General features: G+C 64.8%; 22 protein-coding genes and 2 pseudogenes. 13 read left to right on the forward strand and 11 right to left on the reverse strand.

The features are described from left to right. Nucleotides 1-43 precede the first annotated feature (43 nt). The gene (locus K6I40_RS15845; protein WP_222919979.1) at nucleotides 44-676 is read left to right on the forward strand and encodes a rubrerythrin family protein; all 633 of its coding nucleotides are present in this window, start codon (nucleotides 44-46) and stop codon (nucleotides 674-676) included. A gap of 126 nt (nucleotides 677-802) precedes the next feature. On the opposite strand, the gene ftsZ is transcribed toward K6I40_RS15845, so the two are convergent. Continuing rightward, entirely contained in the window at nucleotides 803-1,975 is a 1,173-nt protein-coding gene (gene ftsZ / locus K6I40_RS15850; RefSeq protein WP_222919980.1) for a cell division protein FtsZ, read from the reverse strand. 160 nt (nucleotides 1,976-2,135) lie between these two features. Then, a complete protein-coding gene (locus K6I40_RS15855; RefSeq protein ID WP_222919981.1) occupies nucleotides 2,136-3,488 on the reverse strand; it encodes a D-aminoacyl-tRNA deacylase in 1,353 nt (450 codons plus the stop codon). A gap of 158 nt (nucleotides 3,489-3,646) precedes the next feature. On the opposite strand from K6I40_RS15855, the gene K6I40_RS15860 reads away from it, so the two are divergent. Both K6I40_RS15860 and K6I40_RS15865 read left to right on the forward strand, forming a co-directional pair. Further along, complete coding sequence (locus K6I40_RS15860) at nucleotides 3,647-6,091, forward strand: PAS domain S-box protein (protein ID WP_222919982.1); 2,445 nt, start codon at nucleotides 3,647-3,649, stop codon at nucleotides 6,089-6,091. Between the two features lie 74 nt (nucleotides 6,092-6,165). Beyond that, on the forward strand, nucleotides 6,166-7,509 hold the full coding sequence (locus K6I40_RS15865; protein WP_222919983.1) for a helix-turn-helix domain-containing protein: 1,344 nt from the start codon (nucleotides 6,166-6,168) through the stop codon (nucleotides 7,507-7,509). Here the strand turns inward: K6I40_RS15865 and K6I40_RS15870 are convergent. Next, complete coding sequence (locus K6I40_RS15870; protein ID WP_222919984.1) at nucleotides 7,428-8,495, reverse strand: calcium/sodium antiporter; 1,068 nt, start codon at nucleotides 8,493-8,495, stop codon at nucleotides 7,428-7,430. The two genes, K6I40_RS15865 and K6I40_RS15870, sit on opposite strands and share 82 nt — an antisense overlap. A 124-nt stretch (nucleotides 8,496-8,619) precedes the next feature. On the opposite strand from K6I40_RS15870, the gene K6I40_RS15875 reads away from it, so the two are divergent. The 5 genes and pseudogenes from K6I40_RS15875 to K6I40_RS15895 all read left to right on the forward strand — a co-directional run bounded on the left by K6I40_RS15875 (nucleotide 8,620) and on the right by K6I40_RS15895 (nucleotide 13,567). Next, nucleotides 8,620-9,423, forward strand: a complete 804-nt coding sequence (locus tag K6I40_RS15875; RefSeq protein WP_222920386.1) for a shikimate dehydrogenase — start codon at nucleotides 8,620-8,622, stop codon at nucleotides 9,421-9,423. A 70-nt stretch (nucleotides 9,424-9,493) separates the two neighbouring features. Then, nucleotides 9,494-10,167, forward strand: a pseudogene (locus K6I40_RS15880) (helix-hairpin-helix domain-containing protein). 158 nt (nucleotides 10,168-10,325) lie between these two features. Continuing rightward, nucleotides 10,326-11,909: an aminodeoxychorismate synthase, component I gene (pabB, locus tag K6I40_RS15885; RefSeq protein WP_222919985.1), complete on the forward strand. Its 1,584-nt coding sequence runs from the start codon at nucleotides 10,326-10,328 to the stop codon at nucleotides 11,907-11,909. 127 nt (nucleotides 11,910-12,036) lie between these two features. Beyond that, nucleotides 12,037-12,702, forward strand: a complete 666-nt coding sequence (locus tag K6I40_RS15890) for an aminodeoxychorismate/anthranilate synthase component II (protein WP_255682148.1) — start codon at nucleotides 12,037-12,039, stop codon at nucleotides 12,700-12,702. Further along, entirely contained in the window at nucleotides 12,695-13,567 is an 873-nt protein-coding gene (locus K6I40_RS15895) for an aminotransferase class IV (RefSeq protein WP_222919987.1), read from the forward strand. Before K6I40_RS15890 ends, K6I40_RS15895 begins: the two co-directional genes overlap by 8 nt. 12 nt (nucleotides 13,568-13,579) lie before the next feature. Here the strand turns inward: K6I40_RS15895 and K6I40_RS15900 are convergent, their stop codons facing one another. Together K6I40_RS15900 and K6I40_RS15905 are read right to left on the reverse strand one after the other, a co-directional pair. Then, complete coding sequence (locus K6I40_RS15900; RefSeq protein ID WP_222919988.1) at nucleotides 13,580-13,975, reverse strand: hypothetical protein; 396 nt, start codon at nucleotides 13,973-13,975, stop codon at nucleotides 13,580-13,582. A gap of 104 nt (nucleotides 13,976-14,079) precedes the next feature. After that, the gene (locus tag K6I40_RS15905; protein ID WP_222919989.1) at nucleotides 14,080-15,189 is read right to left on the reverse strand and encodes a saccharopine dehydrogenase NADP-binding domain-containing protein; all 1,110 of its coding nucleotides are present in this window, start codon (nucleotides 15,187-15,189) and stop codon (nucleotides 14,080-14,082) included. 96 nt (nucleotides 15,190-15,285) lie between these two features. On the opposite strand from K6I40_RS15905, the gene K6I40_RS15910 reads away from it, so the two are divergent. Further along, nucleotides 15,286-15,753, forward strand: a complete 468-nt coding sequence (locus K6I40_RS15910) for a Rieske 2Fe-2S domain-containing protein (RefSeq protein WP_222919990.1) — start codon at nucleotides 15,286-15,288, stop codon at nucleotides 15,751-15,753. Here the strand turns inward: K6I40_RS15910 and K6I40_RS15915 are convergent. Together K6I40_RS15915 and K6I40_RS15920 are read right to left on the reverse strand one after the other, a co-directional pair. Beyond that, entirely contained in the window at nucleotides 15,750-16,118 is a 369-nt protein-coding gene (locus K6I40_RS15915; RefSeq protein ID WP_222919991.1) for a hypothetical protein, read from the reverse strand. The two genes, K6I40_RS15910 and K6I40_RS15915, sit on opposite strands and share 4 nt — an antisense overlap. Before the next feature lie 189 nt (nucleotides 16,119-16,307). Continuing rightward, a complete protein-coding gene (locus K6I40_RS15920) occupies nucleotides 16,308-16,598 on the reverse strand; it encodes a transcriptional regulator (RefSeq protein WP_222919992.1) in 291 nt (96 codons plus the stop codon). Between the two features lie 136 nt (nucleotides 16,599-16,734). Between K6I40_RS15920 and K6I40_RS15925 the strand changes: the two genes are divergently transcribed. Next, nucleotides 16,735-17,709 carry an NDP-sugar synthase gene (locus K6I40_RS15925; protein WP_222919993.1) on the forward strand — a complete coding sequence of 325 codons (975 nt, stop codon included), beginning with the start codon at nucleotides 16,735-16,737 and terminating at the stop codon, nucleotides 17,707-17,709. Nucleotides 17,710-17,871: 162 nt separating this feature from the next. Next, nucleotides 17,872-18,624: a hypothetical protein gene (locus tag K6I40_RS15930; protein ID WP_222919994.1), complete on the forward strand. Its 753-nt coding sequence runs from the start codon at nucleotides 17,872-17,874 to the stop codon at nucleotides 18,622-18,624. Here K6I40_RS15930 and K6I40_RS15935 read toward each other — a convergent pair. From K6I40_RS15935 to K6I40_RS15950, 4 genes and pseudogenes are all read right to left on the reverse strand, one after another. Beyond that, nucleotides 18,613-19,077: a DUF892 family protein gene (locus K6I40_RS15935; RefSeq protein ID WP_222919995.1), complete on the reverse strand. Its 465-nt coding sequence runs from the start codon at nucleotides 19,075-19,077 to the stop codon at nucleotides 18,613-18,615. The two genes, K6I40_RS15930 and K6I40_RS15935, sit on opposite strands and share 12 nt — an antisense overlap. Before the next feature lie 535 nt (nucleotides 19,078-19,612). Beyond that, nucleotides 19,613-19,726 (reverse strand): annotated as a pseudogene (locus K6I40_RS15940) (ATP-binding protein); the annotation flags it as partial. Nucleotides 19,727-19,957: 231 nt separating this feature from the next. Then, nucleotides 19,958-20,695, reverse strand: coding sequence for a diphthine--ammonia ligase (locus K6I40_RS15945; RefSeq protein WP_222919996.1), 738 nt, complete (start codon nucleotides 20,693-20,695; stop codon nucleotides 19,958-19,960). Nucleotides 20,696-20,744: 49 nt separating this feature from the next. Next, nucleotides 20,745-22,073 carry a DUF373 family protein gene (locus tag K6I40_RS15950; protein ID WP_222919997.1) on the reverse strand — a complete coding sequence of 443 codons (1,329 nt, stop codon included), beginning with the start codon at nucleotides 22,071-22,073 and terminating at the stop codon, nucleotides 20,745-20,747. 161 nt (nucleotides 22,074-22,234) lie between these two features. Between K6I40_RS15950 and K6I40_RS15955 the strand changes: the two genes are divergently transcribed. Beyond that, the gene (locus tag K6I40_RS15955; protein WP_222919998.1) at nucleotides 22,235-23,242 is read left to right on the forward strand and encodes a DUF1349 domain-containing protein; all 1,008 of its coding nucleotides are present in this window, start codon (nucleotides 22,235-22,237) and stop codon (nucleotides 23,240-23,242) included. Continuing rightward, nucleotides 23,224-25,488: a DUF1349 domain-containing protein gene (locus tag K6I40_RS15960; protein ID WP_222919999.1), complete on the forward strand. Its 2,265-nt coding sequence runs from the start codon at nucleotides 23,224-23,226 to the stop codon at nucleotides 25,486-25,488. The genes K6I40_RS15955 and K6I40_RS15960 overlap by 19 nt, the downstream gene beginning before the upstream one ends. The last annotated feature ends 184 nt before the right edge of the window (nucleotides 25,489-25,672 follow it).

Raw genomic sequence — 25,672 nt, forward strand, 5'->3', positions numbered from 1 at the left:
GACTGCCACCAACGTTCAACACGCTGCGCAGTGTCGTCTCGGTATGGACGCCGCCGAATTCCAGGAGTCGATCGAGGAGTCGATGGCTGTCGAACTCGATCGTCTCGGCTCGTCGAAACTCCTCGTTGCGCTCACCGACGCCGATCTGACGGAGGAACGGATCCTCTGGACCGCTGCGGAGAGCGAACGGGCTGCGATGGAGACCCTCGAGGCGTGGGCCGACGATGAAGATCACGAGGACGCGCGCCAGGTATTCGCCGAGTATCGCGATCAGGAACGCGACCACTACGACCGGATTACGGCCATGCTCGCGGACGGCGAGTTCGACACCGGAGACGCCGGGCCGATGCACGCAACGCTTCGCTCGCTCGAGACGACGACGGCTCGGCTGGGCGGGCTCGTCGGGCGAGCGCTGGTCGCCGATCAGATGCACCTCCAACTGATCAGTTTCTTCGTCAACGAAGGCGACGAGAAACACGCCGACTGCTTCCGAGAACTGCGAACCGAGACGGCCGCCCAGGGCGACCGAGCGGCTGAGTTACTCGCGGACGTCTGTGCGGAGAGCGAAGACTGGGAGCGGGTGCGGGCGGTCGCCGAGGACGTGATCGAGACTGCGTACGACGCGTACGCCGACTCGCTGGATGACCTCGGTCTCGATCCGAAGCCGATCTGTTGAGAGGAGACCTTGATTCGAATCGGCGACCGAAGCCGCGGCTGTCGGGTCGCCGCCGTTGATCGGAGAGAAACGAACACGACCGGGAACAGGACTGGGACTCGAATCGCCGACGCGCAGTTCGCTCGACTACTCGACGAAGTCGATGTCTTCGCCCTGTGCGGGTGCTTCGGGCTGGACGGGTTCCTCGCCGTCCGGTCGGCCGTAGATCTGGGGCGATTCGACGCCCGTGACGACGATCATCGTCCGCATGCTGCCCTCGAGGCTCTCGTCGATCGAGGTGCCCCAGATGATGCGGGCGTCAGGATCGATCCGGTCGTAGATCTCTTCGACGACGCCTTCGGCCTCTTCGATGGCCATGTCGTTGCCGCCGGTGACGTTGACGAGGGCGGAACTCGCACCCGAAATGTCGACATCGAGCAGCGGCGAGCGCAGCGCGGTCTTGACCGAGTCCTCGGCCTTGGCTTCGGAGTCGGATTCGCCCAGACCGATCATGGCGACACCACCGCGTTCCATGACGGTGCGAACGTCAGCGAAGTCCAGGTTGACGAGACCGGGCTTCGTAATGAGTTCCGTGATGCCCTTGACCGAGCGCATCAGCACTTCGTCGGAGACCTTGAACGCCTGACGGACGGGAAGTTTGCCGACCGAATCGAGCAGGCGGTCGTTGGGGACAACGATCACTGTATCAGAAACGTCACGCAGGCGCTCGAGACCGGCTTCAGCGTTCGTTCGTCGAACCTCGCCCTCCGCCGTGAAGGGCGTCGTGACGATCGAGATCGTCAGCGCGCCGGCCTCGCGGGCGGCCTTGGCGACGACCGGTGCGGAGCCCGTCCCGGTACCGCCGCCGAGCCCGGCCGTGACGAAGACCATGTCCGAGCCGTCGATGGCATCGTAGATGTCCTGCTGACTCTCGAGGGCGGCTTCCTCGCCCACTTGCGGGAGCGAACCGGCCCCACGGCCGCCGGTCTTCTCCTCGCCCATGAGGATCTTGGTGTCGGCCTCGATCTCCACGAGGTGTTGGACGTCAGTGTTGGCGGCGACGAGTTTCGCGCCGTGGATGCCCTCCTCGTGCATGCGGTTGACCGTGTTACCGCCGGCACCGCCACAGCCGACAACCGTGATGTCGGTCTGGAGGTCCTGCAGAACGTCTTCGAGTTCGTCGTCGGTCATCGTCCCAGTTGTTCGGCCGTCCGACCCGTCGCTGCCGGACGGCTGTCCGTCCCGTGGCGCGCCGTCGTCGGGGACCGCGGCCTCCCCGTTTTCGGCCTCGTCGATTGCGTCGTCGATTAGAGAGTCCATTCTTGGCCCTGTCTAAACAATGGAGCATAATTACCTTTCCCCTACACGTCAGCCACCTGTATGACACGTTAATAGATTCTTACGTATGCGATCGGAGAGAGACGTCGTATTCACTGGAGTGAGCCGAGTAATAATAAATTACTGTCGGTCGCTGAGCCGATCAGAACGGGAACCGACGTGTCCGCTCGGTCCGAACTCTCTCGGGACTGACCGTTTCCCCGTCGACGGTGACCGGGTCGCCGTCGGCAAGCGCGCCGAACTTCGGCCCTTCCGGCACGCCGACCTGCTGTGCCAGTGCGGGATCGAAGGCCGTCTCTTCGGCGATGACGGCGTCGTCTTCGACTCGCACCGCGTCGAACTTCGCCTCGAGAACCGCGGCCAGTTCCTCGACGATCGTTTGTCGTGACTCGCTTGCGCCGGTCCTTTCCTCGTTCCCGGTCTGGGGGACCGCCACCCGCGAACCGACCCGGCTGCCGCCGTTATCGGTCGCGAACGCAACAGTGTGTTCCTCGACGGCCGTCCGGACGCGCTCGGGATCGATCCCCTGTGCGGTACCCACGAGATCCGCCGGGAGGTCGACGACGGTGAACGATTCCGTGAGCCGCTCGCCGAAACGGATGCCGTCGTCGACGGCTCCGAGGTCGGACTCGACCGCGTCAACAACCTCGAGCGGACGGTCGTCGACCTCCCGCAGCCAGGTCTCGCTGACGACCCGACAGTCACTATCCTCGAGAGTCTCCTTGAGGACCGGCCACTCACCGTCGAGCAGTGCGATATCGGCGTTACTGGCCTCGAAGGATCGCTCTATGACGTCGCGATGTGCTGTCGGGTGATCCATTGCCTCGAGCGCCCAGTCGGGGGCGATGTGGCCGACTGCCCACGACGTGTTGCGGACGATCCGCTCGAATCGGGGCGCGTAGTGGTTGCCGCCGAAACCGACGACCTGTCTGTTGCGGTGGGGACTGACGTCTCGGAGCGCGAGGATGGCACACGCGACGGCGTCTGCACCGGCGGGGTCGTCCCACTGCTCGTCGTCGCTGCCGAGTTCGGCAAAGAGCGATGGACAGCCGACCTCGGTGGGGCCGTGGTGGGTCCCCTCCATGCCGACCTCATACCCGTCGAGCGCGTACTCGTTGAAGGCCGCGAGCAGGCGGGCCAAGGCGTTCGGCGCGGCCTCGGCGAGCGCATCCGGCTCGCCGCCGAACTCGGCCGGGCCGAAGTTTCCCGTGAAGTGGCCCGTCAGCAGCGGCCCGGTGTCGCCTGAGTGTCGCGAGGCGAAGACGAGCAGGTCGGGGTCGCAATCGAAGGCATCGGCCGGGCGCTCGAGTTCGATATGCAAACCGTCGAACGAGCGCAGTTCGGCCCCCTCGGTCCGGTAGTAGGTACCGCCGCCGTCGGCGGCCGGCCGGGCGTCGTCAGTCCGTTCCGTCCAATCCGCGCGCTCGCGGAGCTGGTCGCAGATGTGCTCCGAGGCGCGGTCGGCGCGGCTATCGACGATTGCGAGCGTGGTCATATCCGTGCTCGGACGTTGCGGCCGTTAACATCGCCGGTTTCGGACGGCGATTATGGCACCAGTGACCCCACATCGATCGTAAAAATCCGTGGCGAGGGCGGCCCCTGCTTTTTCGAACGTGGGAAGATAACACATATCACTGTGATTGGGTGGCCCAAATGAGCGATCATCCGTCCGATCGAACGGATTCGCCGAATGAAACGAATCGTACCGCAGCGCACGGCGACCGGTCGATCGACGCTCAGTTCGACGTCCACGAGTTCAGTACGCTCGTCAGTGAGTACGCCGTCGCGCTGTTCGGGCCTGACGGACGCGTCACCGTGTGGAACGAAGGAGCGCGTCGGCTCACGGGATACGACGCGGAGACGATCACGAACGCTCACTACCGGACGTTCTTCCCGGCGGATGCACGCGAATCCGGCCGGCCGGAACGACTACTCGAGCGAGCGCGATCGGACGGGACGGCGGAAAGCGAGGGATGGCACGTCCGGAACGACGACGATCGAATCCGGGTCCGTGAGGTGATCGCGACGATTTGCGAGGACAGCGAGATCGGCGTCCCAGTCGATCGGACGGACGATCTTGAGGGGTACGTCTGGTTCGTCCACGACCGTACCGAAGACCACGATCGCGAACGGGAACTCCGTGAGGAGAAGGCCTTCGCCGAGAGCGTCTTCGAGGCCCAACCGGACGTCGTCTACGCCTTCGACGCGGACGAGAACCATCTCCAGTGGAACGATCGGGTACCGGCGGTGACGGGCTACACCGACGCGGAGTTAGCCGAGATGAAGCCCCTCGAGTTCATCGCCCCGGACCACCGAGAGCGAATCGCCGCAGTGATCCAACGGGTTCTCGAGGAGGACGCGTACGTCACCGCCGAAGCGGACCTCATCACGAAAGACGGGCGTCGAATCCCCTACGAGTTCAACAGTGCCCAGATCACGGGCGAAGACGGGACCGTTCTGGGGTTTACCGGTATCGGCCGCGATATCAGCGAGCGACAGGCCCGCGAGCGAGCACTTCGCGAGGAGAAAGCGTTCACGGAGAGCGTTCTCGAGGCACAGCCAGACATCCTCTACGCGTACGACACCGAGTGGAACCTGATCGAGTGGAACGAACAGTTCCAACGCACGACCGAGTACGAATCGGGCGAACTCGCCGGCATGCATCCGCTCAAATTCATCGCACCGGAGGACCGAGACCACATCAGCGACGCGATCGGCCGCATCCTCGAAGAAGGCGAGCGCGTGACCGCCGAGGGACGGATCCTCACCGCAGACGGCTCTCGGATCCCCTATGAGTTCAACAGCGCCCGAATCACTGACGACGACGGCACTGTCCTGGGGTTTACCGGCGTCGGCCGCGACATCCGCGAGCGCAAGGCCCGCGAACGGGAACTCGAGCGCCTCGAGCGGCTCAATGCGATCGTTCGGACGATCGACGAGACCATGGTCGCGTCCGAAACCCGCGACGAGATCGAGACGGCGGTCGTCGAAGAGTTCGCGGCCGCCGACGCGTACCGGTTCGCGGCCATCGGGCGGGCGGATCCCGCCGCGATGACCGAGGGATACTCGTGGGAGCCGACGACCTGGGCGGGGATTGACGCGATCGTAGTCGAGGACATGCTCTCGTCGTTCGTCGATCCACCGGCCGATGCACCCGGCGTGTCGCCGTTCGAGTCGCGGTCGGCCCAGCGGTATCAGCACCTCCACGAGAGTACGATCAACAAGTGGCAGGCCGACGCCCGCGAGCGGGGCTACGGATCGGTCGCAGTCGTGCCGATCGTCGCGACCGATCGCCCCTTCGGCGCGCTCGTGGTGGCCGCCGACGACCCGTCGGCGTTCGCCGATCGGGAACGGGAGGTCCTCCAAGAGTTCGGCGGCACGATCGGCCACGCGATCAACGCGATGGCGGTTCGACGACTCCTCTACATTGACACTGCCGTCGAACTCGAGTTCGAGTCGACCGACCGTGGGGACGTCTGTATCGATCTCTCCGCCGAAGCCGGCTGTTATCTCTCGGTCGATCACGTCCTTCCGCTGACTGACAACGTGTTCGTCTACTACCTCACCATCGCCGATATCGATCCGGAGGTGGTCCGTGATCTCGCCGATGACAACCCCGCGATCTCGGAGCTGCGTCTCATCGACGCTGCTGCCGATGAGAGCTACTGGGAGATCGTCGCCCACGAGTCGACGATCACCGAACTTCTCGGAGAGTACGGTGCACGGCTACAGTCGAAAGTCGTTCGCGACGGTGCCGCGGAGCTGACGGTCCAGGTGAGCCCCGACGTGGACCTCCGCGAACTCGTCGGCGCGATCACGTCGACGTACCCCGATACAAGACTCGTCTCGAAGCAAACCATCGACCGACCGATCCAGACGCACGGCGACTTTCGCCGTACCATCGAGTCCATGTTGACCGAGAAACAGCGCCTGGCTCTCGAGACGGCCTACCACGGGGGCTACTTCGAGTGGCCGACGCGAAACAGCGACGCGAGCGAAATCGCCGATCGGCTCGGCATCGCCCGACAGACCTTCCATCAGCACCTCCGAGTGGCACAGGCAAAGCTCCTCTCGGCGTACTTCGACGTGAACGAGTAACGGACACCCACCACTCGGCGATACCAGAGCATGCTGGTACACTCCTTTCCCCCACTCACTGCCTCTATCTGGCAATGAGTTCTCCCCCGGACAGCGAGACGGTGACAACTGCGTTGGACGTCCTCGCAGAGCCGCGGCGGCGATACCTCCTTGCCACACTGCTCGAATACGAGGACACGTCCACAAGCGACCCCCAATTGAGGGCAGGTCCGATGCCGATCGCCACGCTCGCGACTGAGGTCGCGACCAGCGAACATGACTGTCCAATCGTCACCGATGACCAGTGCGAGCAGACCCACATCACCCTGGTACACGCCCATGTCCCGCGACTGGTCGATATCGGCGTTCTGGCTCGGATCGACAATGGCGACGCCACGACGGTTGCACTCGCCGACCACCCAATCCTCGAGACCGAATGGGTCCGGACGCTCCTCGACGACCCGACGGGTGACGCGTTCACTGCCGATGAGGCGACGCTGAACCGAACGCTCGAGGTACTTCGCAGCCCGCGCCGTCGAGCCGTCTGTGCCGCGCTCGCGACGCGCCGCGGAACCATCTCCGTCTCCGATCTCGCCGCGGCGGTCGTCGCTCGAGAGGAGGGCGACGGCACGCGACTGATCGACGTCACCAAGGACGAGTGGACGGCCGTCGCGACGGCGCTCGCCCACGAGCATCTCCCCGCGCTGTCCGATGCGGGGCTCGTCGAGTACGACGAAACGGGGAAGCAAGCCGCAATCGCGACCGACGCGCCACAGTGGGAGAGCGACTGGCTGCTCGAGGGGCCACTCGCCGACGTCGCCGACCTCGTCGAGGAGTTTCGGGAGCCATCCGTCACGTCGCCCGCTGACGCCGTCGCCTCGAACGCAGCGGCGAGCGAAACACCCGATAACGGCGGCCACGGCAGTGAGCACGTACCCATGGACACCTGCGAGACGATCAAGGGAACGGAGAACGTCTTCACCCGGGGACACGAAATTGCCGACGGTGCCGACGAGGAACTGGTCGTGACGATTCCGGACGGCAGTCGGATCGGACGGAAGTGTCTCGAGCGCTGGCGCACTGCGGCCGAGCGGGGCGTCGACGTCTACGTCGGGTCGCGATCGCCGCGAGTCCGCGATACCGTTCGATCAGCGGTTCCGGACGCCACCGTCTGCGAGCCCCAGTTTGACTGGCTCAACTTTCCGATCGAAGAGGCACATCACGGGCACGTCGTCTTCGCCGATCGCGAGCGAGCACTGCTCGTGACGAGCGAGGAGTCCGAGTCCGACGAGGAGCTACGGGTCGGTGCGCTCGCCGGCGACGGCCAGGGAAACGCACTAGTTTCGATCCTCTGTGATCACCTCGGACCGCGCCTCGACCGGCTCACGACCGCTCGCGACGAACGCGATGTCCAGGACGGAACGCCGCACCCGATGTGAGCCGCCGCGGCGACCGTCGATGATCTCTCGAACGCGATCGAATCAGGAAACGAGAAAGAGATAAATCCGGCGTAGCCGGCGACGAGGATCGCGCCATCGATCCGGGAGAGTCGACGGCCGTATCCCATCATCCCGACCAGCACGAGGGTAAAGCCGATCATGATCGGGAGTTCGATCCGAAGCGTCGAGGGCTCGATCTCGATCGGGGTGATCAGCGCCATGATCCCGAGCACCGCGAAGACGTTGTAGATGTTCGATCCGACGACGTTGCCGATCGCGAACTCCGTCTCGCCGCGGACAGCACCGACGACCGAGGCCGCGAGTTCCGGCAGCGACGTGCCGAGTGCGAGCACCGTCAACCCGATGATGAAATCCGATACCCCGAGTGCCGACAGGAGCCCGGTCCCGCCAGCCACGAGCCACCGGGACCCGACGAGGAGAGCGACCAATCCGCCGACGACGAGCGCTACGTCCCGCAATGAGATGCCGTCTCCGGCATCGGGATTCTCGGCTGCCGGTGCGGGATCCGCGTTGACGTAGTACACCAGAAAGGCCGTGAATCCGGTGAGGACGAGCAGGAAGATCGCTCCCTCGAGGCGGCCGATCCGGCCGTTCGCACCCAGCCCAATCAGGAGGATCGCCGCAAGCACCATTGTGGGAACGTGTCGCCGCATGACCCGGTCCGCGATCGGGAGCGGTTTGATCAGCGCGGCGACGCCGAGCACCAGCCCGATGTTCGCGATGTTCGAGCCGACGACCGCGCCGAAGCCGATATCGGTCGAGACGTTCAGTGCACCGATCGTCGCGACGAACAGTTCCGGCGCGGTCGTTGCGAACGCGACCACCGTCACGCCGACGGTCGTCGCCCGCAGACCGATTCCGAGCGCCAGTCGGCCTGCACCCGCGACCAGCAACTCCGCACCACCGTACAGCGCGGCGATTCCGGCCGCCAACAGGAGAATAAAGAGCGGGGTTCCGGAGAGCATGAGAGCGGCTACTCAAGTCGGGACTAAAAGCGACCCGAAAGAAACTCTCGATCGAGAGACGACTCCCGCCGAAGCCAGACCCATTATATCCCCGCCGAGACGAGTGACGGAGAGAGCAATGGCTATGGACGTATACGGTCTGCTCGGCAACCCGGTCGGCCACTCCCTGTCGCCACCGATGCACGAAGCGGCCTACGACGAACTCGGACTCGAGGCGCGCTACGCGACTTTCGAACCCGATCGCGACGACATCGAAGACGCGATCCACGGAGCCGACGCGCTCGGGATCGCGGGGCTGAACGTGACGATTCCGTTCAAGCAAGCGGCCCTCGAGATCGTCGCGCCCGAAGACCTGGCGAGCAGAATCGGCGCGGTCAACACGATCGACTTCTCCGGCTCGGGGCCGCCGACGGGGTACAACACCGACGCCGTCGGCGTGTTGCGCGCGCTGCGCGACCACGACATCGCGCTCGAGGGCGAGCGGGCCGTCGTCGTCGGTGCCGGCGGTGCCGGCCGAGCAGTCGCCTTCGGCCTCGCAGACGCCGGCACAACGGTTGCGATCGCCAACCGAACCGAATCGAAAGCTCACGACCTAGCCGACGAGGTGCCCCGCGCGACCGGCCACGGGCTCGCCGACCTCGAGCAACTGCTGCCGGACGCTGACATCCTGATCAACGCAACCAGTGTGGGGATGGAAGAGGACGCAACACCGGTGCCCGCCGACGCGCTCCACGGCGATCTGGCCGTGCTCGACGCGGTCTACCAGCCACTCGAGACGCGACTGCTGCGCGATGCGGCCGACGCCGGGGCGACGACCGTCGACGGCGCGTGGATGCTCCTCTATCAGGGGGTCGAGGCCTTCGAGATCTGGACCGATCGGGACGCGCCGGTCGATGTCATGAACGAGGCGCTGCGATCGCGACTGTAGGAGCGGTGACTCGGTGGCCTCCTGTCAGTATCAGGCGAATTTAAGTGTTGGAACCGACTACCACGAGATAATGGCAATTCTCCAAAAGCTGAAGTCCCTGTTGGGGTTCGACGAGTCGGACTCGGAGCGCGGAGGTGCTCGAGAGGTCGGGGTAACGGTTGAACGGGAAGGGTCGACGGACGACGGGCGCGACACCGGCGTTGACGCCGATCGAGACGAAACGGCGGCCGGTGATGGGGCCGCCGAACCGCCCCGATCGGCCGCAACCGGCTCGAGCGCGGCGGAGTCGGCGGAGCCGACGGACGCCCGGAGGAGGCCGCCGAGCCGTCGGAGCCGTCGCCTATCGAGGAGGCCGAACCCGACGCTGACGTCGACGCGACCGCTGAGTCCGAACCCGCGGAGACGGGTGTGGCTCCGGACGCGGAACCCGAGACGGAGCCGGAACTCGAGGCAGAGCCGGAACCGGACGCGGAAACGACCGATACCGAATCCGAGAAGTCTGATTCCGAACCGGCAGCCGACGACACAGCCGATACCGAACCCGAACCAGTGTCCGACGAGACCAGCCAGGAGACGGTCGACGTGATCAAAGGGATCGGCCCGGCCTACGCCGACCGTCTAGCCGGTGCGGGCGTCGACACTGTCGGCGAACTCGCCGGCGCGGACGCTGCCGAACTGGCCGAGCAGACCGACATCTCCGAAAAACGAATTCAGGGTTGGATCGACCGCGCCGAAGTCAGGTAACGCTGCAACCACCGGCCCCAAGTCCGACTCACAGACCCCATCTCTTCTCAGTTCGTTTTCATGTCGTCGACGATCTCGGCGTTCAACTCGCCGTCTGCAGCGTCGTCGTCACCCCAGAAATCGCAAGAGGATTACTCGCTCGTCTCGTCTCGAGACCTATGAGCGACCCCCGCGTCGTGACGACGCTGGATTCGTTTCGCGCCGCCGCTCGCGACCGCGACAGGGACACGTCGACCACGGGCGAGGCCGCGCCGACGACACGCACCGGCCGCCGAGTCCCCGTTGAAGTTCGCGTGACCGTCGATGACCCGTTTCTTGCCTATCGCCGGGCACGCGCCAGGCCCGACGGGTCCGTCTTCCTCGAGACGACCGGCGGCCAGCCCGGCTGGGGATACTTCGGTGTCGACCCCATCGACCGGCTCACCGTCGGCCCCGACGCAGTACAGCGAACCCGCGACGCCGACCGGTCGCCGACGCTGGCTGCACTCGAGGGGCTGCTTGCGGGCGAGTCGATCGCCCGCGGTGACTGTGACGTGCCCTACCCCTGCGGTGCCGTCGGCTGGCTCTCCTACGATATCGCCCGCGAACTCGAGGCGTTGCCCGACTCGGCCGTCGACGACCGGGGACTGCCCCGTCTCGAAGTCGCGGTCTACGACCGGCTCGTCGCCTGGGAGGAGCCGACCGACGGCGACGTGACGCTGCGGATTACGGCCTGTCCGCGGGTCGGCGCTGGTGACGAGGAGCCCACCGACGCCGATCTCGAGGCGGCCTACGAGCACGGCCGCGAGCGAGCGCTCGATCTCGCGCGAGCCGTCCGCGACGGTGATCCCGAGATCGGCGAGCCGCCGGTCTCGAGTCCGGAAGCAACCTTCGAGAGCGACTGCGGCCGAGAGGTCTTCGCCGACCGCGTGCGCCGAGTCAAGGAGTACGTCCACGACGGAGACACCTTCCAGGCGAACGTCTCACAGCGACTGGTCGCACTCGCCGCGGTCCACCCCGTCGCCGCGTACGACGCCCTGCGGCGGGTCAATCCAGCTCCCTACTCCTGTCTGCTCGAGTTCCGATCGGCCGACCTGGTGAGCGCGAGTCCCGAGTTGCTGCTCGAGCGCGAGGCGGAGTTCGTCCGGACGGAGCCCATCGCCGGGACCCGGCCGCGCGGCGACACGGCCACGGAAGACGACGCGCTCGAGGAGGATCTGCTGACGGACGAAAAGGAGCGCGCGGAACACGCGATGCTGGTCGATCTAGAGCGCAACGACCTCGGGAAGGTCTGTGAGTACGGCTCGGTCGAGGTCGACGAGTACCGCCGGATCGATCGCTACTCCGAGGTGATGCATCTGGTCTCGAACGTGACTGGGCGACTACGATCGGACGAGACGCTCGCCGACGCCATCGCGGCGACCATTCCCGGCGGCACGATCACTGGTGCGCCGAAGCCGCGGACGATGGAGATCATCGACGAACTCGAGGCAACCCGGCGTGGGCCGTACACGGGCAGCATCGGGATTTTCGGCTTCGACGGCCGCGCAACCCTCAACATTGTCATTCGGACGCTGGTCCGCCACGCCGACGAGTACCATCTGCGGGTGGGTGCGGGCATCGTCCACGACTCCGATCCGACCCGCGAGTACGACGAGACCCTCGACAAGGCCCGCGCGCTTATCACGGCGGTCGACGAGGCGCTGGGCGAGCGGGCCGAACTCGGGCTCGAGGCGGAAAGCGGAGGTGATGAGTGTGAGTAACGAGCATAGCGCCCGCGAACGAGCGAACGCAAGTGAGCGGCCCAACGACCGACCGGAGGGAGGGAGGCAGGGTTTTCATCAACGTTTTGCCAGGGAACGAGCGTCAGCGAGTGACCGCAGCAAAAGGTTGCTTGTCGTCGACAACTACGACTCGTTCGCCTACAACCTCGTCCAGTACGTCGGCGAAGTCGCGGACGAGGTGCTCGTCCGGCGAAACGACGAAATCGATCTCGCAGGTGTTCGCGACCTCGAGCCGACCGGAATCGTCGTCTCGCCGGGACCCGGAACCCCGCAAGAGGCAGGCGTCTCCGTTCCCCTGTTCGCCGAAACCGAGTTCCCAATTCTGGGCGTCTGTCTCGGCCATCAAGCGCTGTGTGCGGCGAACGGTGCACCGGTCGTCCACGCATCCGAAGTTGTCCACGGAAAGCCGTCGACGGTCAGCCACGATGGCGAGGGCCTGTTCGACGGGCTCCCGTCGACGTTTCAGGTCGGTCGCTACCACTCGCTGGCGGTCAACCGCGCAGATCTGCCAGCCCCGCTTGAGGAGACCGCCCGAACGACCGACGAGCGCGGCGTCCTGATGGCGGTTCGCCATCGCGAGAAACCCCACGTCGGCGTGCAGTTCCACCCCGAAAGCATCCTCACGCGCGGCCACGAGGACGCTGCACGCGGGGACGGTATCTCGCTCGAACTGGGTAAGCAACTGATCGCGAACTTCTGTCAGTTCGCCGCGGCGACCGATCGAAACGCGGCGGCACATGACGAACGGAGCAAGGAGGCCCGGGATGAGTAACGATTTGCGCTACCATGTCGACGGCGACCTCGTGCCCGCCGGCGAGGCCACCGTCAGCGTCGACGATCGGGGCTTCCGGTACGGCGACGCCGCCTTCGAGACGCTGCGCGCCTACGGCGGGACGATCTTCGCGTGGGACGCCCACCTCGAGCGCCTCGAGCGAACCTGCGAGACACTCTCGCTCGAGCACGGACTGTCGGCCGCGGCTCTCCGAGAGCGGATCGATGAGACGCTTGCGGCGAACGACCTCGCGGACGCCTACGTCCGCCTCTCGATTACTCGCGGCGTTCAACCGGGGAAACTCACGCCCCAGCCAGCGGTCGATCCGACAGTCGTCGTTTACGTCAAACCACTTCCGCGGGGCGGCCTCGAGGGCGACCCGGTCTGGGACGGCCCGGTGACGGTCGAGACGGTCGAGACGCGACGGATCCCCGACGAGGCGGTCCCGGCCGCGGCGAAGACCCACAACTACCTGAACGGGATTCTCGCACGCACTGAACTCGGAGACGATGCGGACGAAGCGCTCATGTGCGACCTCGAGGGGCAAGTCACGGAGGGGGCTACGAGCAACCTGTGGTTCGTCCGCGATGGTACGCTCCACACGCCGACAACCGACGGACCCGTGCTACCAGGAATCACCCGCGACATCGTGCTCGAACTGGCTCGCGACGCCGGAATCTCGGTCCGCGAGGGACGGTACGAGCGGGCAGACGTACTCGAGGCCGACGAGGCGTTTCTCACGAATCGAACCTGGGAACTGCGTCCGATCGCGACGCTCGACGGGCAGGAAATCGGTGGCGGCCCCGTAACGGATCGACTGTCACATCTGTACGATGCTCGCGTCGAGGAGTCGTGTTACCGGTAGGAACGAGAGCGATCACTGACCCCGTCGACGCAGCCAGAGCAGGGACCCGCCACTGAGGTACGTCCACAGGAACGCGATCATCGCGCGGTAGATCGACTTGGTGAGCAAGGTTCCGGCGAGCAGATAGCCGCCCGCGAACAGGCCGGTGGCGATAGCCGATGCGACGATCGTCCACAGGGCGTCTCGCGACCACGACTGACCTCGTGGCCCGTACTCTTCGTGTGCGGAGGGGACGAGCACACCGATCGTGACGAGCAGGAGAAAGCCGGCTGCAAACTCGCCCCAGTACCACGCGCTGCCCATGCCAACCACCATTGCGATCGGGACCGCCGTGAGCAGGACCGGTAGGGATCCGGAGCGGAGATCGTCACGGAACCGGTCGCGAAGGGCCGGCTGGGTGGAGGACATCTATACCGAGTGACACGAACGGGAGGATAAAAATCTATTCAGTGACTGAACGGTTTCGATTCCGGTTCTGCGCCGTGAGATTCGACGCGATAGCGATGAGCTACTCAGTCGTCGGACTCGGCGACCGGTCGGTTCACCTCGCCAGATTCCGCCGGCGCGTCCACGAGTTCCCGTTCCGTCCCCGAAAGCTCGAGCACAAACTCGCTCCCGAATGCCGACGCCGGCGTCTGGAAGCCGGCCGGGATCCCGTCGTCACCCTCGAGCACCCGCTCGGCGGCCGTCACCGCCGATTCGGCGGTGAGCGCGTAGGGGTTCGGCGTTCGGAGCCGGGCCTGTGCCTGCCGATCGGTGGCCTCGTCGATGACTTCGCCCCAGACGACGGCACTGCCGGTCGCGAGTTCCCGTTCCTCCGGGCCGTCGAGACGGGCGTCGATCAGTCGGTTCAGGAGCCCCTTGACGGGCCGGCGCTCGAGGAGCCATGCGAGAGAATCGACAGCCGAGAGGGCTCGGCTCGCCAACGGTGGCGCGGCGGCGTAGACCTCGACCGATTCGATGCCGGTGCTGTGGGCCGCGGTGACGACGTCGCCCCACGGAATCGTGACGGCGTGTTCGGGGCCGTCGCCGAAGTCGACCTCGCGGGTTCGGAACGCGGTCGGCACCTGAATGAGCCGCCCGTTTCGACGAATGACGCCGCCGCTTCCGAGTTGGTCGACGAGCGTCCGGGCGGTTCCCCGCGAAAGGCCACCACCGCCTTTGATCCCGAGCGTCAGCCGATCTGCGTCGGGAAGCCGGTCGTTGAGAAACGCTGCCAGACAGTCCGACGGCACGACGTCGAAGCCGACGCCGGGGAGCAGCGTGATCTCCGCCTCGCGAGCCGCGGGATCTCGCTGGCGGAGCCGCTCGAAGACGGAGAACTCGCCAGTGATGTCCAGATAGTCCGTGTTCGTCTCGAGACAGGCCTCGACCAGCGGTTCGGCCGTCTCGGCGAACGGTCCGGCACAGTTCAAAACCGCATCGAAGGGAGCAACGCGAGCGTCGAGCGCCGCCGACTCGAGGGCGAAGGTCTGCCCTTCGACACCGAGGTCGTCGGCTTGCGCGGCGACCGCGCGGCCGTCGCGGCCGGCGACAACGGGGGAGCCACCCCGTGCGACGGCCTCGCGCGCGATCAGCCGCCCCGTGTAGCCGTAGGAGCCGTAGATGAGAAGCGAGTCCATAGACGGCGTTTGGGAGAGAGGGGGTTAAAACTCAGTCAGACAGTTGCTCGCTGCTGGTCGTAACGTTCAGGACGGCCGACCGATAAGCGGCGGGTGATGGACGCAGGACGGATTACGGCGCTCGCGGACGTCCCCGACGACTCGACGTTTCTCTTTCGTGTCGCCGACGAATCGGGCGAGGAACAGGAAGCGATTCTCGTCGCCGACGGGGTGACAGCAACGGACGGCGGCGAACCGACAGATTCGGAGACGGACGCTGACAGCGATGGAATTGCCTGTTGGCTGAACTACTGTCAACATCTCACGCATATCAAACTGGACAAGGGCTCGGGTGCGCCGATGCGCGACGGTGAACTCATCTGTACGAACCATGGCGCGTACTTCGAGGCCGACTCCGGGCACTGTACCTTCGGCCCCTGTGAGGGGGCGTATCTCACCGATCTCGAGGTAACCGTCTCGGACGGCGGCGTCTACTTGACCGACGAAGAGTACGAGTTCGTCGGACCCGGCCCGCTCGAGAGCGACGAGCTCGATCGGGCCTCAACCTCGAACGTGGAGTTCTAGACTGCATCCGGAGCGACCAAGTCCCGTTCCTGATCGTACTCGATCAGGCCCGCGTCGACGAGCCGCGGCAGGTGATCGTGATAGAGTGAGAGATACACCTCTCTGACCCGTTCGGCCGAGATGTTCGCCACGCTGTGGCCCGTTTCACGAACGGCGACCTCCTCGGCCGCGTCCGGCAGCGTTAGTTCCTCGTCGTAGGTACGCATGACCGCCAGCAACAGCCGGCGGCGCTGGTCGGCGAGGAGAGCGAAGGCATCGTCGAGTGACTCGGCCGACGCGTCAGCCCCGTCGTGCTCGTCGAGCCAGTCAAGGACTGTCTGTACGGACTCGACGCAGTCACACTCCGGGTGGGATCTGGAAGTCATATGTGCTCCGTAGGTCTCGAGTCGAACGGTCGTGACGGCGAACGGACGACAGTCGCCGTCGGTCGGATATGGAGCGCCGTTCGCTCGAGGGTTCGTATCGGGTTCTCGCTTGCACCGTAAATATTAGTATCGGATCGGAATCGGAATTATAGAGGGGGCTGATAGTCCGCCGTCGATGACTGTCGGTGGTCACTCGATGGTGAACGTCGGCTCGTCGATCGACTCGCTCTTACAGTCGGGACACCGCGAGGGGAGGTTCAGCAGGTCGTCGTAGTCGTCGAATCCGCAGTCCCGACAGGTCGGCGGCGCGACGAGCAGCCGTTCGTCCGTTCCGTCGACTGACCGGGAGACGTGTTCAACGTGGCGGACCACTGCGTGTGGCGTGAGATCGAGTTGCGTCGCGAGTTCGCTCGGCGTCGCCGGTTCGACACGGAGGGTGTCGGCGAGTTTTTGTCGCGTCGTTTCGTCGGCCTCGCGCATACGTTGGCTCACGAGGGTCTCGCATTTATACTCCCGGCTGTCGGTCGGCGCAGTGATTCGACTGCCCGATCGAGTCGACGGTTTCGAGTCCGGTGAAAGGGCAAGTAACTTACCGCCCCCAAGTGAAGTCCGGTCCATGAAGGCCGTCGTCCTTGCAGGCGGGTACGCGACGCGAATGTGGCCGATTACCAAACATCGGCCCAAGATGTTCCTCCCGATCGGTGAGTCGACCGTCATCGATCGCATCTTCGCGGAGCTCGAGGCTGACGACCGAATCGAGGAGGTCTACGTCAGCACGAACGAGCGGTTCGCGCCCGACTTCGAGGCCCACCTCGCCGACAGCGAGTTCGACAAGCCAACACTCTCGGTCGAGGACACGACCGAAGAAAACGACAAGTTTGGCGTCGTCGGTGCCCTCGCCCAGCTGATTGATCGCGAGAACGTCGACGACGACCTGCTGATCATCGCCGGCGACAACCTGATCAGCTTCGACATCGCCGAGTTCCTCGACGACTTCCAGGAACGAGACGCACCTACGCTCGCCGCCTACGACGTCGGCTCCCGCGAGAAAGCTACGTCCTACGGGCTGGTCGAACTCGAGGGCGACCGCGTCGTCGACTTTCAGGAGAAACCCGACGATCCCAAGAGCACGCTCGTCTCGATCGCCTGCTATGCATTCCCACAGGACTCGCTTTCCCTCCTCCCGACCTACCTCGAGGACGGGAACAACCCCGACGAACCGGGCTGGTTCGTCCAGTGGCTCCAGAACCGCGAGGACACCTACGCCTACACCTTCGAGGGCGCGTGGTTCGACATCGGCACCCCCGAGAGCTACCTTGACGCCGTCGCCTGGCACTTGGACGGCGACTCCCTGGTCGCCGACTCGGCGACGCTAGAAGACGCCGCGATCGGCGAGAACGTCCACGTCATGGACGGCGCGACCCTCGAGGGAACCGCCCTCGAGCACACGATCATTTTCCCGGATGCGACGGTGCAAAACGGCGATATCCGGCGCTCGATCATCGATCAAGGGACGCATATCGAGGACCTGGATCTCGCGGGGGCGCTCATCGGCGCGCATACGACGATCACGAACGGAACGGACACGTAGACTGGTTCCCGGTTCCTCACGATCACCGTGTTCTCGAGGGGAGTGACAACTGCTCTTCCTCATGCGTACCATAGTACAGCGTTATTCGTTAGTCAGCCAGTCGTGAGCCGAACCGGTCGACACAGCTATGAGTCTCCCATATGATATGTATGAACAACGCGTATGACCACCGACCAGACGGTGCAGATGGTCCTCGAGCGCTACGCCGACGGCGTTCCCTGCGAGGAACTCGCGGCCGAGTTCCGTGAGTACCGGCGCTGGACCGGTGACGAGCCGTCCTTGCTCCTCGCCGAGGCCGCCGCGTCGACTACCGGCCAGCGCTTTCTCGGCGGCATCGAGCCCACCGTCACCCGATTTCACGACGCGTTCATTGCGACCGACCGCATCAACTCGTTTCGGGACCTCGCTGCGCTCGACCGCGAGGACGACGAACTCGTGGCCGCCTTCGGTGCCGAGCGAAAGCGCCACGTTCTGCTCGAGGCCGCCCGCGTCCTCGCCGACCGGCCGGAACCCGACGACCTAGATGCGCTGCTCGCATGGGCGAAGACAGCGGATCACTACCGGTACGACGAGGACCCCATCGGCTCGATCGCCGGCGTCGGCCCCTCGACGTTCCAGTATCTGCGCCAGCTTGCCGGCGTCGAGACAATCAGACCCGTGGCGGCGGTCGTCGACCTGATCGACGCCGTCGACGACGACCTTGCGTCGTCGCCGCTCGATACTGCGACGGCCCTGGGGACGATCGCGTCCGGCGAGTGGCTAGCGATCAAATCGTCGTACACGCCACTCGAGATCGACCGCCTCGCGTGGTGGATCGGGGCGGACGCGGACGACCGCGAGGCGATCAGCGACATCCACCGGCGTGGCATCGGTTCGACGGTTGCTCGGTCGCGAGCGACTGACTCAGGCCGTTAATTCCCTGACTTCCGCGAGTCCGTTCTCGGCTTCCGCCTTCGTCGTCTCGAGTGGGTCGACGATTTCCTCGGGCAAGTTCATCCGATCGGCGAGCGTCAACAGCGTCTCGAGTTTCGTGATCTCGAGGCGTTCGATCCCACGCCCAAGTTCCGTCTCGACGATGTCGCCGAGCACCGGATCATTCAGATCGTCAATTATCTCCTCGCGGTCGGTTCGCAGTCCCTCGAGTGCCGGGTTCTTGACCGGTGCGGGTTCGGCTTCGATCGCGTCGAAGAGCGGTTCGATCCGGCCGATTTGCTCGGTCGTGGCCTCGCTGTGAGCCATAAAGAACTCCTCGAGCTCCTCGTCGGTCGCGGCCTCCGCCAGCCCCGACTGGAGCTCCTCGAGTTCGCGCTCGATGTGGTAGAGTTCCCGCAGCTCTCGGACGAATAGGTCTCGGTCGGTCTCGATCATAGCTGGACTGTCGACGCACGGGCGCATAGCGGTTGGCCCGTCACTCGAAACGTCTCCCAACGCCAACTCGAGTCGTGCATCCATACCCAGTGTCAGAGAACGGTTCTCATCCCGTATGTGCGAGCCACCGAATCACTCAGTATAGATGTGTTACATATCATGCCGAACTGGCCAATCGGCTGCGGTGGCGCACGCTGTGCTGCGGTGAGTCAGTGACGAACCGCAGCCCGAAGCCGTGCGAGGGATGAGCGAGCGGTGCGAGGGGTGAACGAAGTGAACCCCTCGGAAAGCGAACGGTGACCGACGGGAACCGTGAGCAGCGATCGAATCGGTTGGGGAGGGCGTGGCGATTCCCTGTTGCTACGGTAGCAGGACACTTCTCTTCACTCACTTCCACTAGAATCCACTGCTCCAGTCACACCGCTACGGACTACTTCGTCGAACTGGCCGTCGAAACTATATCCGTAAGGCAAATTCTATACGACCCTTGTACTCTACAATCGCCCGCGTCCGCTCACTTGCGGTACGATAACCGTTACTCCAGCTGCGCATCCGTGATCCGCAGTTGCCCCCGCGTCCCCTCCCACTCGCGCTCGTACTCAAGGCCGATCCGCCGATCCATATGAGGCCAGTCAACCACGAACGTCTCAGAACCACCTTTTTCCGCTCGGGTTCGGTCACTTCGCTCCCTCACCCATCGCGCAAAAATCTGGACCAAAAAACTCCGCTCGTTCACTGGCTCACGGCCGATGGCCGTTCGCCGTTTCGCGGCGCTTCGCGCCGCGCCCCCGCTCACTCGCGGTACAATAGCTATAGTAGCCACTGAAAGTCATTGCACATCTGATCGCACGACAGCGTTGCGATCAGTATGTAAATCGTTTCAGTGGCTACTATATTCTAACCGCGCATCCGTGATCCGCAGTCGCCCCCGTGTCCCTTCCCACTCGCGTTCGTACTCGAGGTCGATCCGCTGATCCATGTGCGGCCCGTCAACCACGAACGTCTCGAACTCACCGCCCTCACCCAGAATGTGGACGCCGTACTCCTCGTGGAGGTCCTCGAGGTCTTCGATCGCATCCCGATCGAGCGTTCGCCCGAGCCACGACTCGTCTAACCCGTGGGCTGCGACCTGAATAATCTCGATTTCGAACCCGGCCTCGAGCATGGCGTCGGCCAGTTCGCGGGGCTCTTCCTGCCAGAGCGGGGCGAAGAGCTCGCACTCGAGGCGGTCACACATCCCCTGAATGCGGCTCGTCTGATACTCGCTCTCGACGGCCCCTGCGGTGACGCCGGCGATGCCGCCCGGGAGTTCGCGATCGAGGTCCTCGAGTGCAGCCTCAAGGGGCTCGAGTTCGTCGTCGCCCTGTGTGCCCGAATCGGTAGCCGCGTCGGCCTCGAAGTCCTCGGGTTCGACGTCGACCAGTTCGATACCGATACTCTCGGCCGCCAGCGCGGCCAGCTCCGTCGCGGGGACGTGATACATGTACGAGTCGCCCGCGGGGTGAACGGTGACCAGCCGCTCGACCGACAGGTCCTGCTCGAGGGCCTGATACAGCGCCCACGAGGAGTCCTTGCCGCCCGAAAAGAGGCTCACCCATGCGCCGTCTGCGTCGCTCATAGTCGGTGGTCGCTCGGCGCGGGTAAATGAATACCGAGTCGGGGCCGGGTCAGCGGTCCTGGTCACCGGCGTCGGAGCCCGCGTTCGCACCGGCTCCGCCGTCGGTGAGTTCGGGGTCGCGCCGATCCGGGACCGGTTCGGACTCGGAATCTGCGGCCGCGTCGGACGGGGGCCCGGGTTCGCGGTCGACATCCGTTTTGGCCGCCGTCCCACCGTTGGCGAGTTCCGTCTCCGAACCGCCGTCACTCCGTTCGGCGGCCTCGCTCGAGCCGCTGAGCGAGGACGCGACCTGCGCTCCGACGAGGCTGATGACGATCGCAGTAACGACGAACAGGGCGAGGCGTTCGCCGGCGACCATCACGAACCGCTCGTTCGAGAAGATGAGGAACTCGTTGGCCGGGACGACGAACGGATCGATCACGCCCTGTTGCTCGAGGAAGTACGCGGAGAACCCGCGAACGACCAGACTCACCGCGACGACGATAAACGGGAGGTTGAGAAAGGAGGTTCGGACCGGATCGTCACCGATCGCCTCATCGAGCAGTCGGCCGGCACTGGCGGTCAGCGCGGCCATCGCCAGCCAGGGAATGCTGTCGAAGGCGAACCGCGTCGCCGGGATCACTACGCCCGGCGTCTCCCCGAGGTTCGAGACGCCGAGCGCGCCGACGAACAGGCCGACGAACGTCAGTCCCGCAGCGACCACGTAGGTGACGACCGATACCTGTCCGGAGTACAGCGATTCCCGCGTCTGGTGGGCGAATCTGGTCAGGAGTTCGTCGACGTTGAACCCCTTGTAGAGCAGGAAGACGCCGATGACGGTCGTAATCGCGGCCGCCCCCTCTGCGGCGCCGATTCGCATCGCGAGCACCGGAAAGACGAGTAGGGCCAACCCGATTGGGACGAGGACGGTCTGGCGCAACTCCTCGTCGGCGAGGAACTGTTTGAGCAGGTAGTAGGTCGATTCGATGTCGCGAGCCTGCCGGACGACGACCCGATCAACGGAGTCGACCCGGACGCGGCTCTCGACGATCGGAATCAGCCGTTCGTCCTCTGCACTATCGGTCACTACGACCGCCGAATCCGGGTCGTACTCGGCAATAAGATCGTCCAGTTGCTTGGCGACTGCCCGATCCGCCGACACCATCGATTCGTGGTCCCCTGAGACGACCGCAACGACGACCTCCTCGTTCTCGTCGCGTAAGTTCTGGGCAACCCGAAGCGACTCGAGTAAGGTATTCACGCCTGAGTCCTCCGGATCCGCGAGGCCGACGTCTGTCACGAGCGCGCGGACTGCCTCCCAGCCAACGACGGGCGAGCGGAGGCCGGTCTTGCGGCCCACGTCGTCGGTCCGGTCGAGGCAGACGACCAGCGTTGTCACGGATAGGCGTTGAGTCCCGTGCAACGATAAAACCACGTACTCGTTCGTCGCGAACGACTCGCGCCTGCTCCCTCGCTTCGGCCGTTCGTCGGGAAAACGGATTCCGCCTCGACCGACTTCTCGATTAAACACACTTATTTGTCTTCACTGAAGCCATTGAATTGTTCATACATATACCGAAACAAAACCGACGGACGTTCATACGGGCAATCGGTGCGGGAAGCGTCGCCCTGTCGACGGGGGCAGTCGAGACTGCGGCAGCAGCGACGACGATTACGGTCAACAGGGCCGGATACGACATCTGGAACGACACCGATGAGTTCCACTACTACTACGAGGAGGTCGACGGCGACTTCGACATCACGGTCAGGGTCGATGAGCTCGAGAATACCGACGGATACGCCAAGGCCGGGCTGATGGTTCGCCAGTCGCTTGCGGAGAACGAGGAACACGCGATGATTCGGAAGACGCCTGAATACGACACCTCGTTCCAGTGGCGCTCGGACACCGGTGACCAGACGGAGAGCACGACATCGGACAGTGGCGAGGGCCAGAGCGAGGTTTCGGGCGGAGCGATCACGGCCGACTGGCAGCGTCTCGTCCGGAACGAAGATACGATTCGAGCATACGGCTCGAACGACGGCGACGACTGGACGCTCATCGGTGAGATCTCGCCATCGGCAGGGACGATTGACTTCGCCGACAGCGCCTACGTCGGCCTCGCGGTGACGAGCCATAACGGGGGACGCTCTGTACCGCCAGGTTCTCGAATCTCTCGGGACTCTCGCCGGCAGAGAATACCGACATCGGAGATGTCGAGACCAGCGGTCGCGTCTCTACCAGCGACGGCGATACCGGTGGTGGCAGCGATCCCGATCCGGTCGTCTCGACGGGGTCGGCCTCGAACGTCACCGGCACGTCTGCCAGCCTCGGCGGTGCCATCGACGATCTGGGCGGAGCCGACTCGGCGACGGCGTCCTTCGAATACCGCGCGAACGGCGCGCAGTCGTGGACTGCCACACCGTCCCAGACGTTCTCATCGAGTAGCGCGTTCAGCTATCAGCTCGGCAATCTCGAGGCCGACACGTCCTACGAGTTCCGCGCAGTCCTCGAGGCCAGTGACGGCGACGAAGACAGGGGGTCGACCAATATGTTCGAGACCGCGGTAGACGAGACGGACGGGTTCGTTGTCGAGGGTGCTGGCACCGACATCTGGAATCACTCCGATGAGGGCCACTACTACTTCACCGACGTCAGCGGCGACTTCGACGTCGTCGTCGCGGTCGACGCCCTCGAGGAAACCGACGCGTACGCCAAGGCCGGACTGCTGTTCCGCGAGACGCTCGATGCCGATTCGAAGACCGTTATGGTCCGACGGACGCCGGAGAACGAGACATCCGTCCAGTGGCGGTCCGAAACCGGCAGCGACTCGACGAGTCTGACGGCCGACGCCGGCGAGAGCGGAAGCGAGATTTCCGGCGGAACGATGGACGTGACCTACCAGCGACTCGTTCGGGCCGATGGGACGCTCCTCGCGTATGGGTCGACGGACGGCGAGGACTGGACGCTCATGGCGACTCTCTCGACGGACGTGATCGACCTCCTCGAGAGCGGCTTCCTCGGACTCGCAGTTACCAGCCACAACACAGGGACCCTCTGTGCAGCCGAGTTCTCGGACCTGAGCGGCATCTCGCCGACCCACAACCAGGACATCGGCAACGTCGCGGTCGCCGGCAGCGTCTCCGGGGACGACGGTGCACCCGTCGACACGAACCCGGTTGTCGCGACGGGCTCGCCCACGGAGATCACCGAGACGGCGGCGACACTCTCCGGCCGACTCGAATCGCTAGGACGGGCATCCTCGGCAACAGTCAGCTTCGAGTACCGCGAAGCCGAGGCGGATTCGTGGACGGTCACGAGCGCCCAGACGCGGTCTACATCCGGATCATTCAGTGATGACATCACTGAACTCTCGAGCGAGGCCGACTACGAGTTCCGTGCCGTCGTCACCGCCAGCGATGACGGCACTGATACCGGCGCAGTCGCCACGTTCACTACCGGCGAACCGGACACAGGTCCCGTCGTTACGACCGGCGAACCGATCAGTACCGACGGCACGTCGGCGACGCTGAACGGTCGGCTCGAGCGACTCGGTGGCCGGGCGTCTTCGGTGGACGTCTTCTTCGAGTACCGACCCGTTGCCGACGAAGACGAAGCCGCCGACGAGTGGGAGACCTCGAGTGCGGAACAGCTGACAGAACCCGGTGCGTTCGACGGGACCGTCGTCGGTCTCTCGAGCGAGACCGACTACGAGTTCCGCGCGGTCGCCGAGGCCGACGATAGTGATGTCGACACTGGTGAGAGCAGCTCGTTCACCACCGGAGCGGGCGTCAGTGATGGCGGCTCATACTACGACTATACCGACGGATTCACGACGCCGGCACCGTGGCTCGAAGACGAGGACGTCGACGTCTACAGGGTTCAGGAAGCGACCCGGAGCGCGGTCGAAGGCCCGTTCCAGGCGAGCGGCCCGCGTGTGGTCGTTTTCGAGACCAGCGGTACCATCGACCTCGGCGGCGACACGTTACACGTCTCCGAAGACAAGTGTTGGGTCGCCGGCCAGACGGCCCCCTCCCCGGGGATAACATTCATCAACGGCATGGTGGCAGTCGATGCAAACGACTGTGTCGTCCAGCACATCCGTTCGCGAATCGGCCCCGGTTCCGACGGGAACATTCAGGGCAACGACGCGTTCAATACCCAAGACGAAACGACGAACAACGTTGTCGATCACGTGACGGCATCGTGGGGAACCGACGAGTGCATGTCCGTCGGATACGACACGAACAGGACGACTTACACGAACAACCTGATCTACGAGGGGCTGTACGACCCCTACGGCGATGGCTCCGATCACAACTACTGTTCGCTCATCGGTGACGGTGCCACGAACGTGGCACTGTTGGGCAACGTCTGGGCGAAAGCCCGGAACCGGATCCCGCGACTCAAGAGCGAGACGAGCACCGTCGTCGCGAACAACCTCACCTACTTCTTCGACGAGGCCAGCAACGTCGATAGCTCGGCCTCCGCGAGTTTCGTCGGCAATACGTACACCGGCGTCACGGCACCCGGCGAGTCCATCGTCGAGGGCAGCGGGACGGTCTACGGTGCGGATAATACGACTGCGGACCCGCCCCTCGATTCGGACGTAGATTTCATCGAACAGAGCACGACCAGTTCCCGGCTACTGTGGCCCGACGGACTGGAGACGATGCCCTCGAGCGAAGTCGAGAGCCACAACCTCCAGTACGCCGGCGCGCGGCCGGCCGACCGGACGGCGAACGACGAACGGATCATCCAAGAGATCGCCGACCGCGCCGGCAACGATCGACTCGACTCGGAGTACGACTACTGAATCCCTAATCCCGACGCAGTCGGCGGCTACCCCGACCTCCCTGAGAACGGTCACCCGCTGTCCGTCCCCGATTCGGGCCTGCGCGAGTGGCTCGAGCAATGGGCACTGGCGGTCGAGGAACCGGGAGCCAGTCCGCCCTGAGCGCGGAGCGACCTAGGTGGCGGTCGACACCACGTGGTTACGC

This window comes from Natrinema sp. SYSU A 869 (assembly GCF_019879105.1).
Classification (GTDB): domain Archaea; phylum Halobacteriota; class Halobacteria; order Halobacteriales; family Natrialbaceae; genus Natrinema.

Excerpts from the sequence above, each read along its gene's own strand:
- K6I40_RS15845 (WP_222919979.1), top strand. The coding sequence starts at position 44 with ATGGACGCCGCCGAATTCCAGGAGTCGATCGAGGAGTCGATGGCTGTC.
- ftsZ (WP_222919980.1), bottom strand. The coding sequence starts at position 1,975 with ATGGACTCTCTAATCGACGACGCAATCGACGAGGCCGAAAACGGGGAG.
- K6I40_RS15855 (WP_222919981.1), bottom strand. The coding sequence starts at position 3,488 with ATGACCACGCTCGCAATCGTCGATAGCCGCGCCGACCGCGCCTCGGAG.
- K6I40_RS15860 (WP_222919982.1), top strand. The coding sequence starts at position 3,647 with ATGAGCGATCATCCGTCCGATCGAACGGATTCGCCGAATGAAACGAAT.
- K6I40_RS15865 (WP_222919983.1), top strand. The coding sequence starts at position 6,166 with ATGAGTTCTCCCCCGGACAGCGAGACGGTGACAACTGCGTTGGACGTC.
- K6I40_RS15870 (WP_222919984.1), bottom strand. The coding sequence starts at position 8,495 with ATGCTCTCCGGAACCCCGCTCTTTATTCTCCTGTTGGCGGCCGGAATC.
- K6I40_RS15875 (WP_222920386.1), top strand. The coding sequence starts at position 8,620 with ATGGACGTATACGGTCTGCTCGGCAACCCGGTCGGCCACTCCCTGTCG.
- pabB (WP_222919985.1), top strand. The coding sequence starts at position 10,326 with ATGAGCGACCCCCGCGTCGTGACGACGCTGGATTCGTTTCGCGCCGCC.
- K6I40_RS15895 (WP_222919987.1), top strand. The coding sequence starts at position 12,695 with ATGAGTAACGATTTGCGCTACCATGTCGACGGCGACCTCGTGCCCGCC.
- K6I40_RS15900 (WP_222919988.1), bottom strand. The coding sequence starts at position 13,975 with ATGTCCTCCACCCAGCCGGCCCTTCGCGACCGGTTCCGTGACGATCTC.
- K6I40_RS15905 (WP_222919989.1), bottom strand. The coding sequence starts at position 15,189 with ATGGACTCGCTTCTCATCTACGGCTCCTACGGCTACACGGGGCGGCTG.
- K6I40_RS15910 (WP_222919990.1), top strand. The coding sequence starts at position 15,286 with ATGGACGCAGGACGGATTACGGCGCTCGCGGACGTCCCCGACGACTCG.
- K6I40_RS15915 (WP_222919991.1), bottom strand. The coding sequence starts at position 16,118 with ATGACTTCCAGATCCCACCCGGAGTGTGACTGCGTCGAGTCCGTACAG.
- K6I40_RS15920 (WP_222919992.1), bottom strand. The coding sequence starts at position 16,598 with ATGCGCGAGGCCGACGAAACGACGCGACAAAAACTCGCCGACACCCTC.
- K6I40_RS15925 (WP_222919993.1), top strand. The coding sequence starts at position 16,735 with ATGAAGGCCGTCGTCCTTGCAGGCGGGTACGCGACGCGAATGTGGCCG.
- K6I40_RS15930 (WP_222919994.1), top strand. The coding sequence starts at position 17,872 with ATGACCACCGACCAGACGGTGCAGATGGTCCTCGAGCGCTACGCCGAC.
- K6I40_RS15935 (WP_222919995.1), bottom strand. The coding sequence starts at position 19,077 with ATGATCGAGACCGACCGAGACCTATTCGTCCGAGAGCTGCGGGAACTC.
- K6I40_RS15945 (WP_222919996.1), bottom strand. The coding sequence starts at position 20,695 with ATGAGCGACGCAGACGGCGCATGGGTGAGCCTCTTTTCGGGCGGCAAG.
- K6I40_RS15960 (WP_222919999.1), top strand. The coding sequence starts at position 23,224 with ATGTTCGAGACCGCGGTAGACGAGACGGACGGGTTCGTTGTCGAGGGT.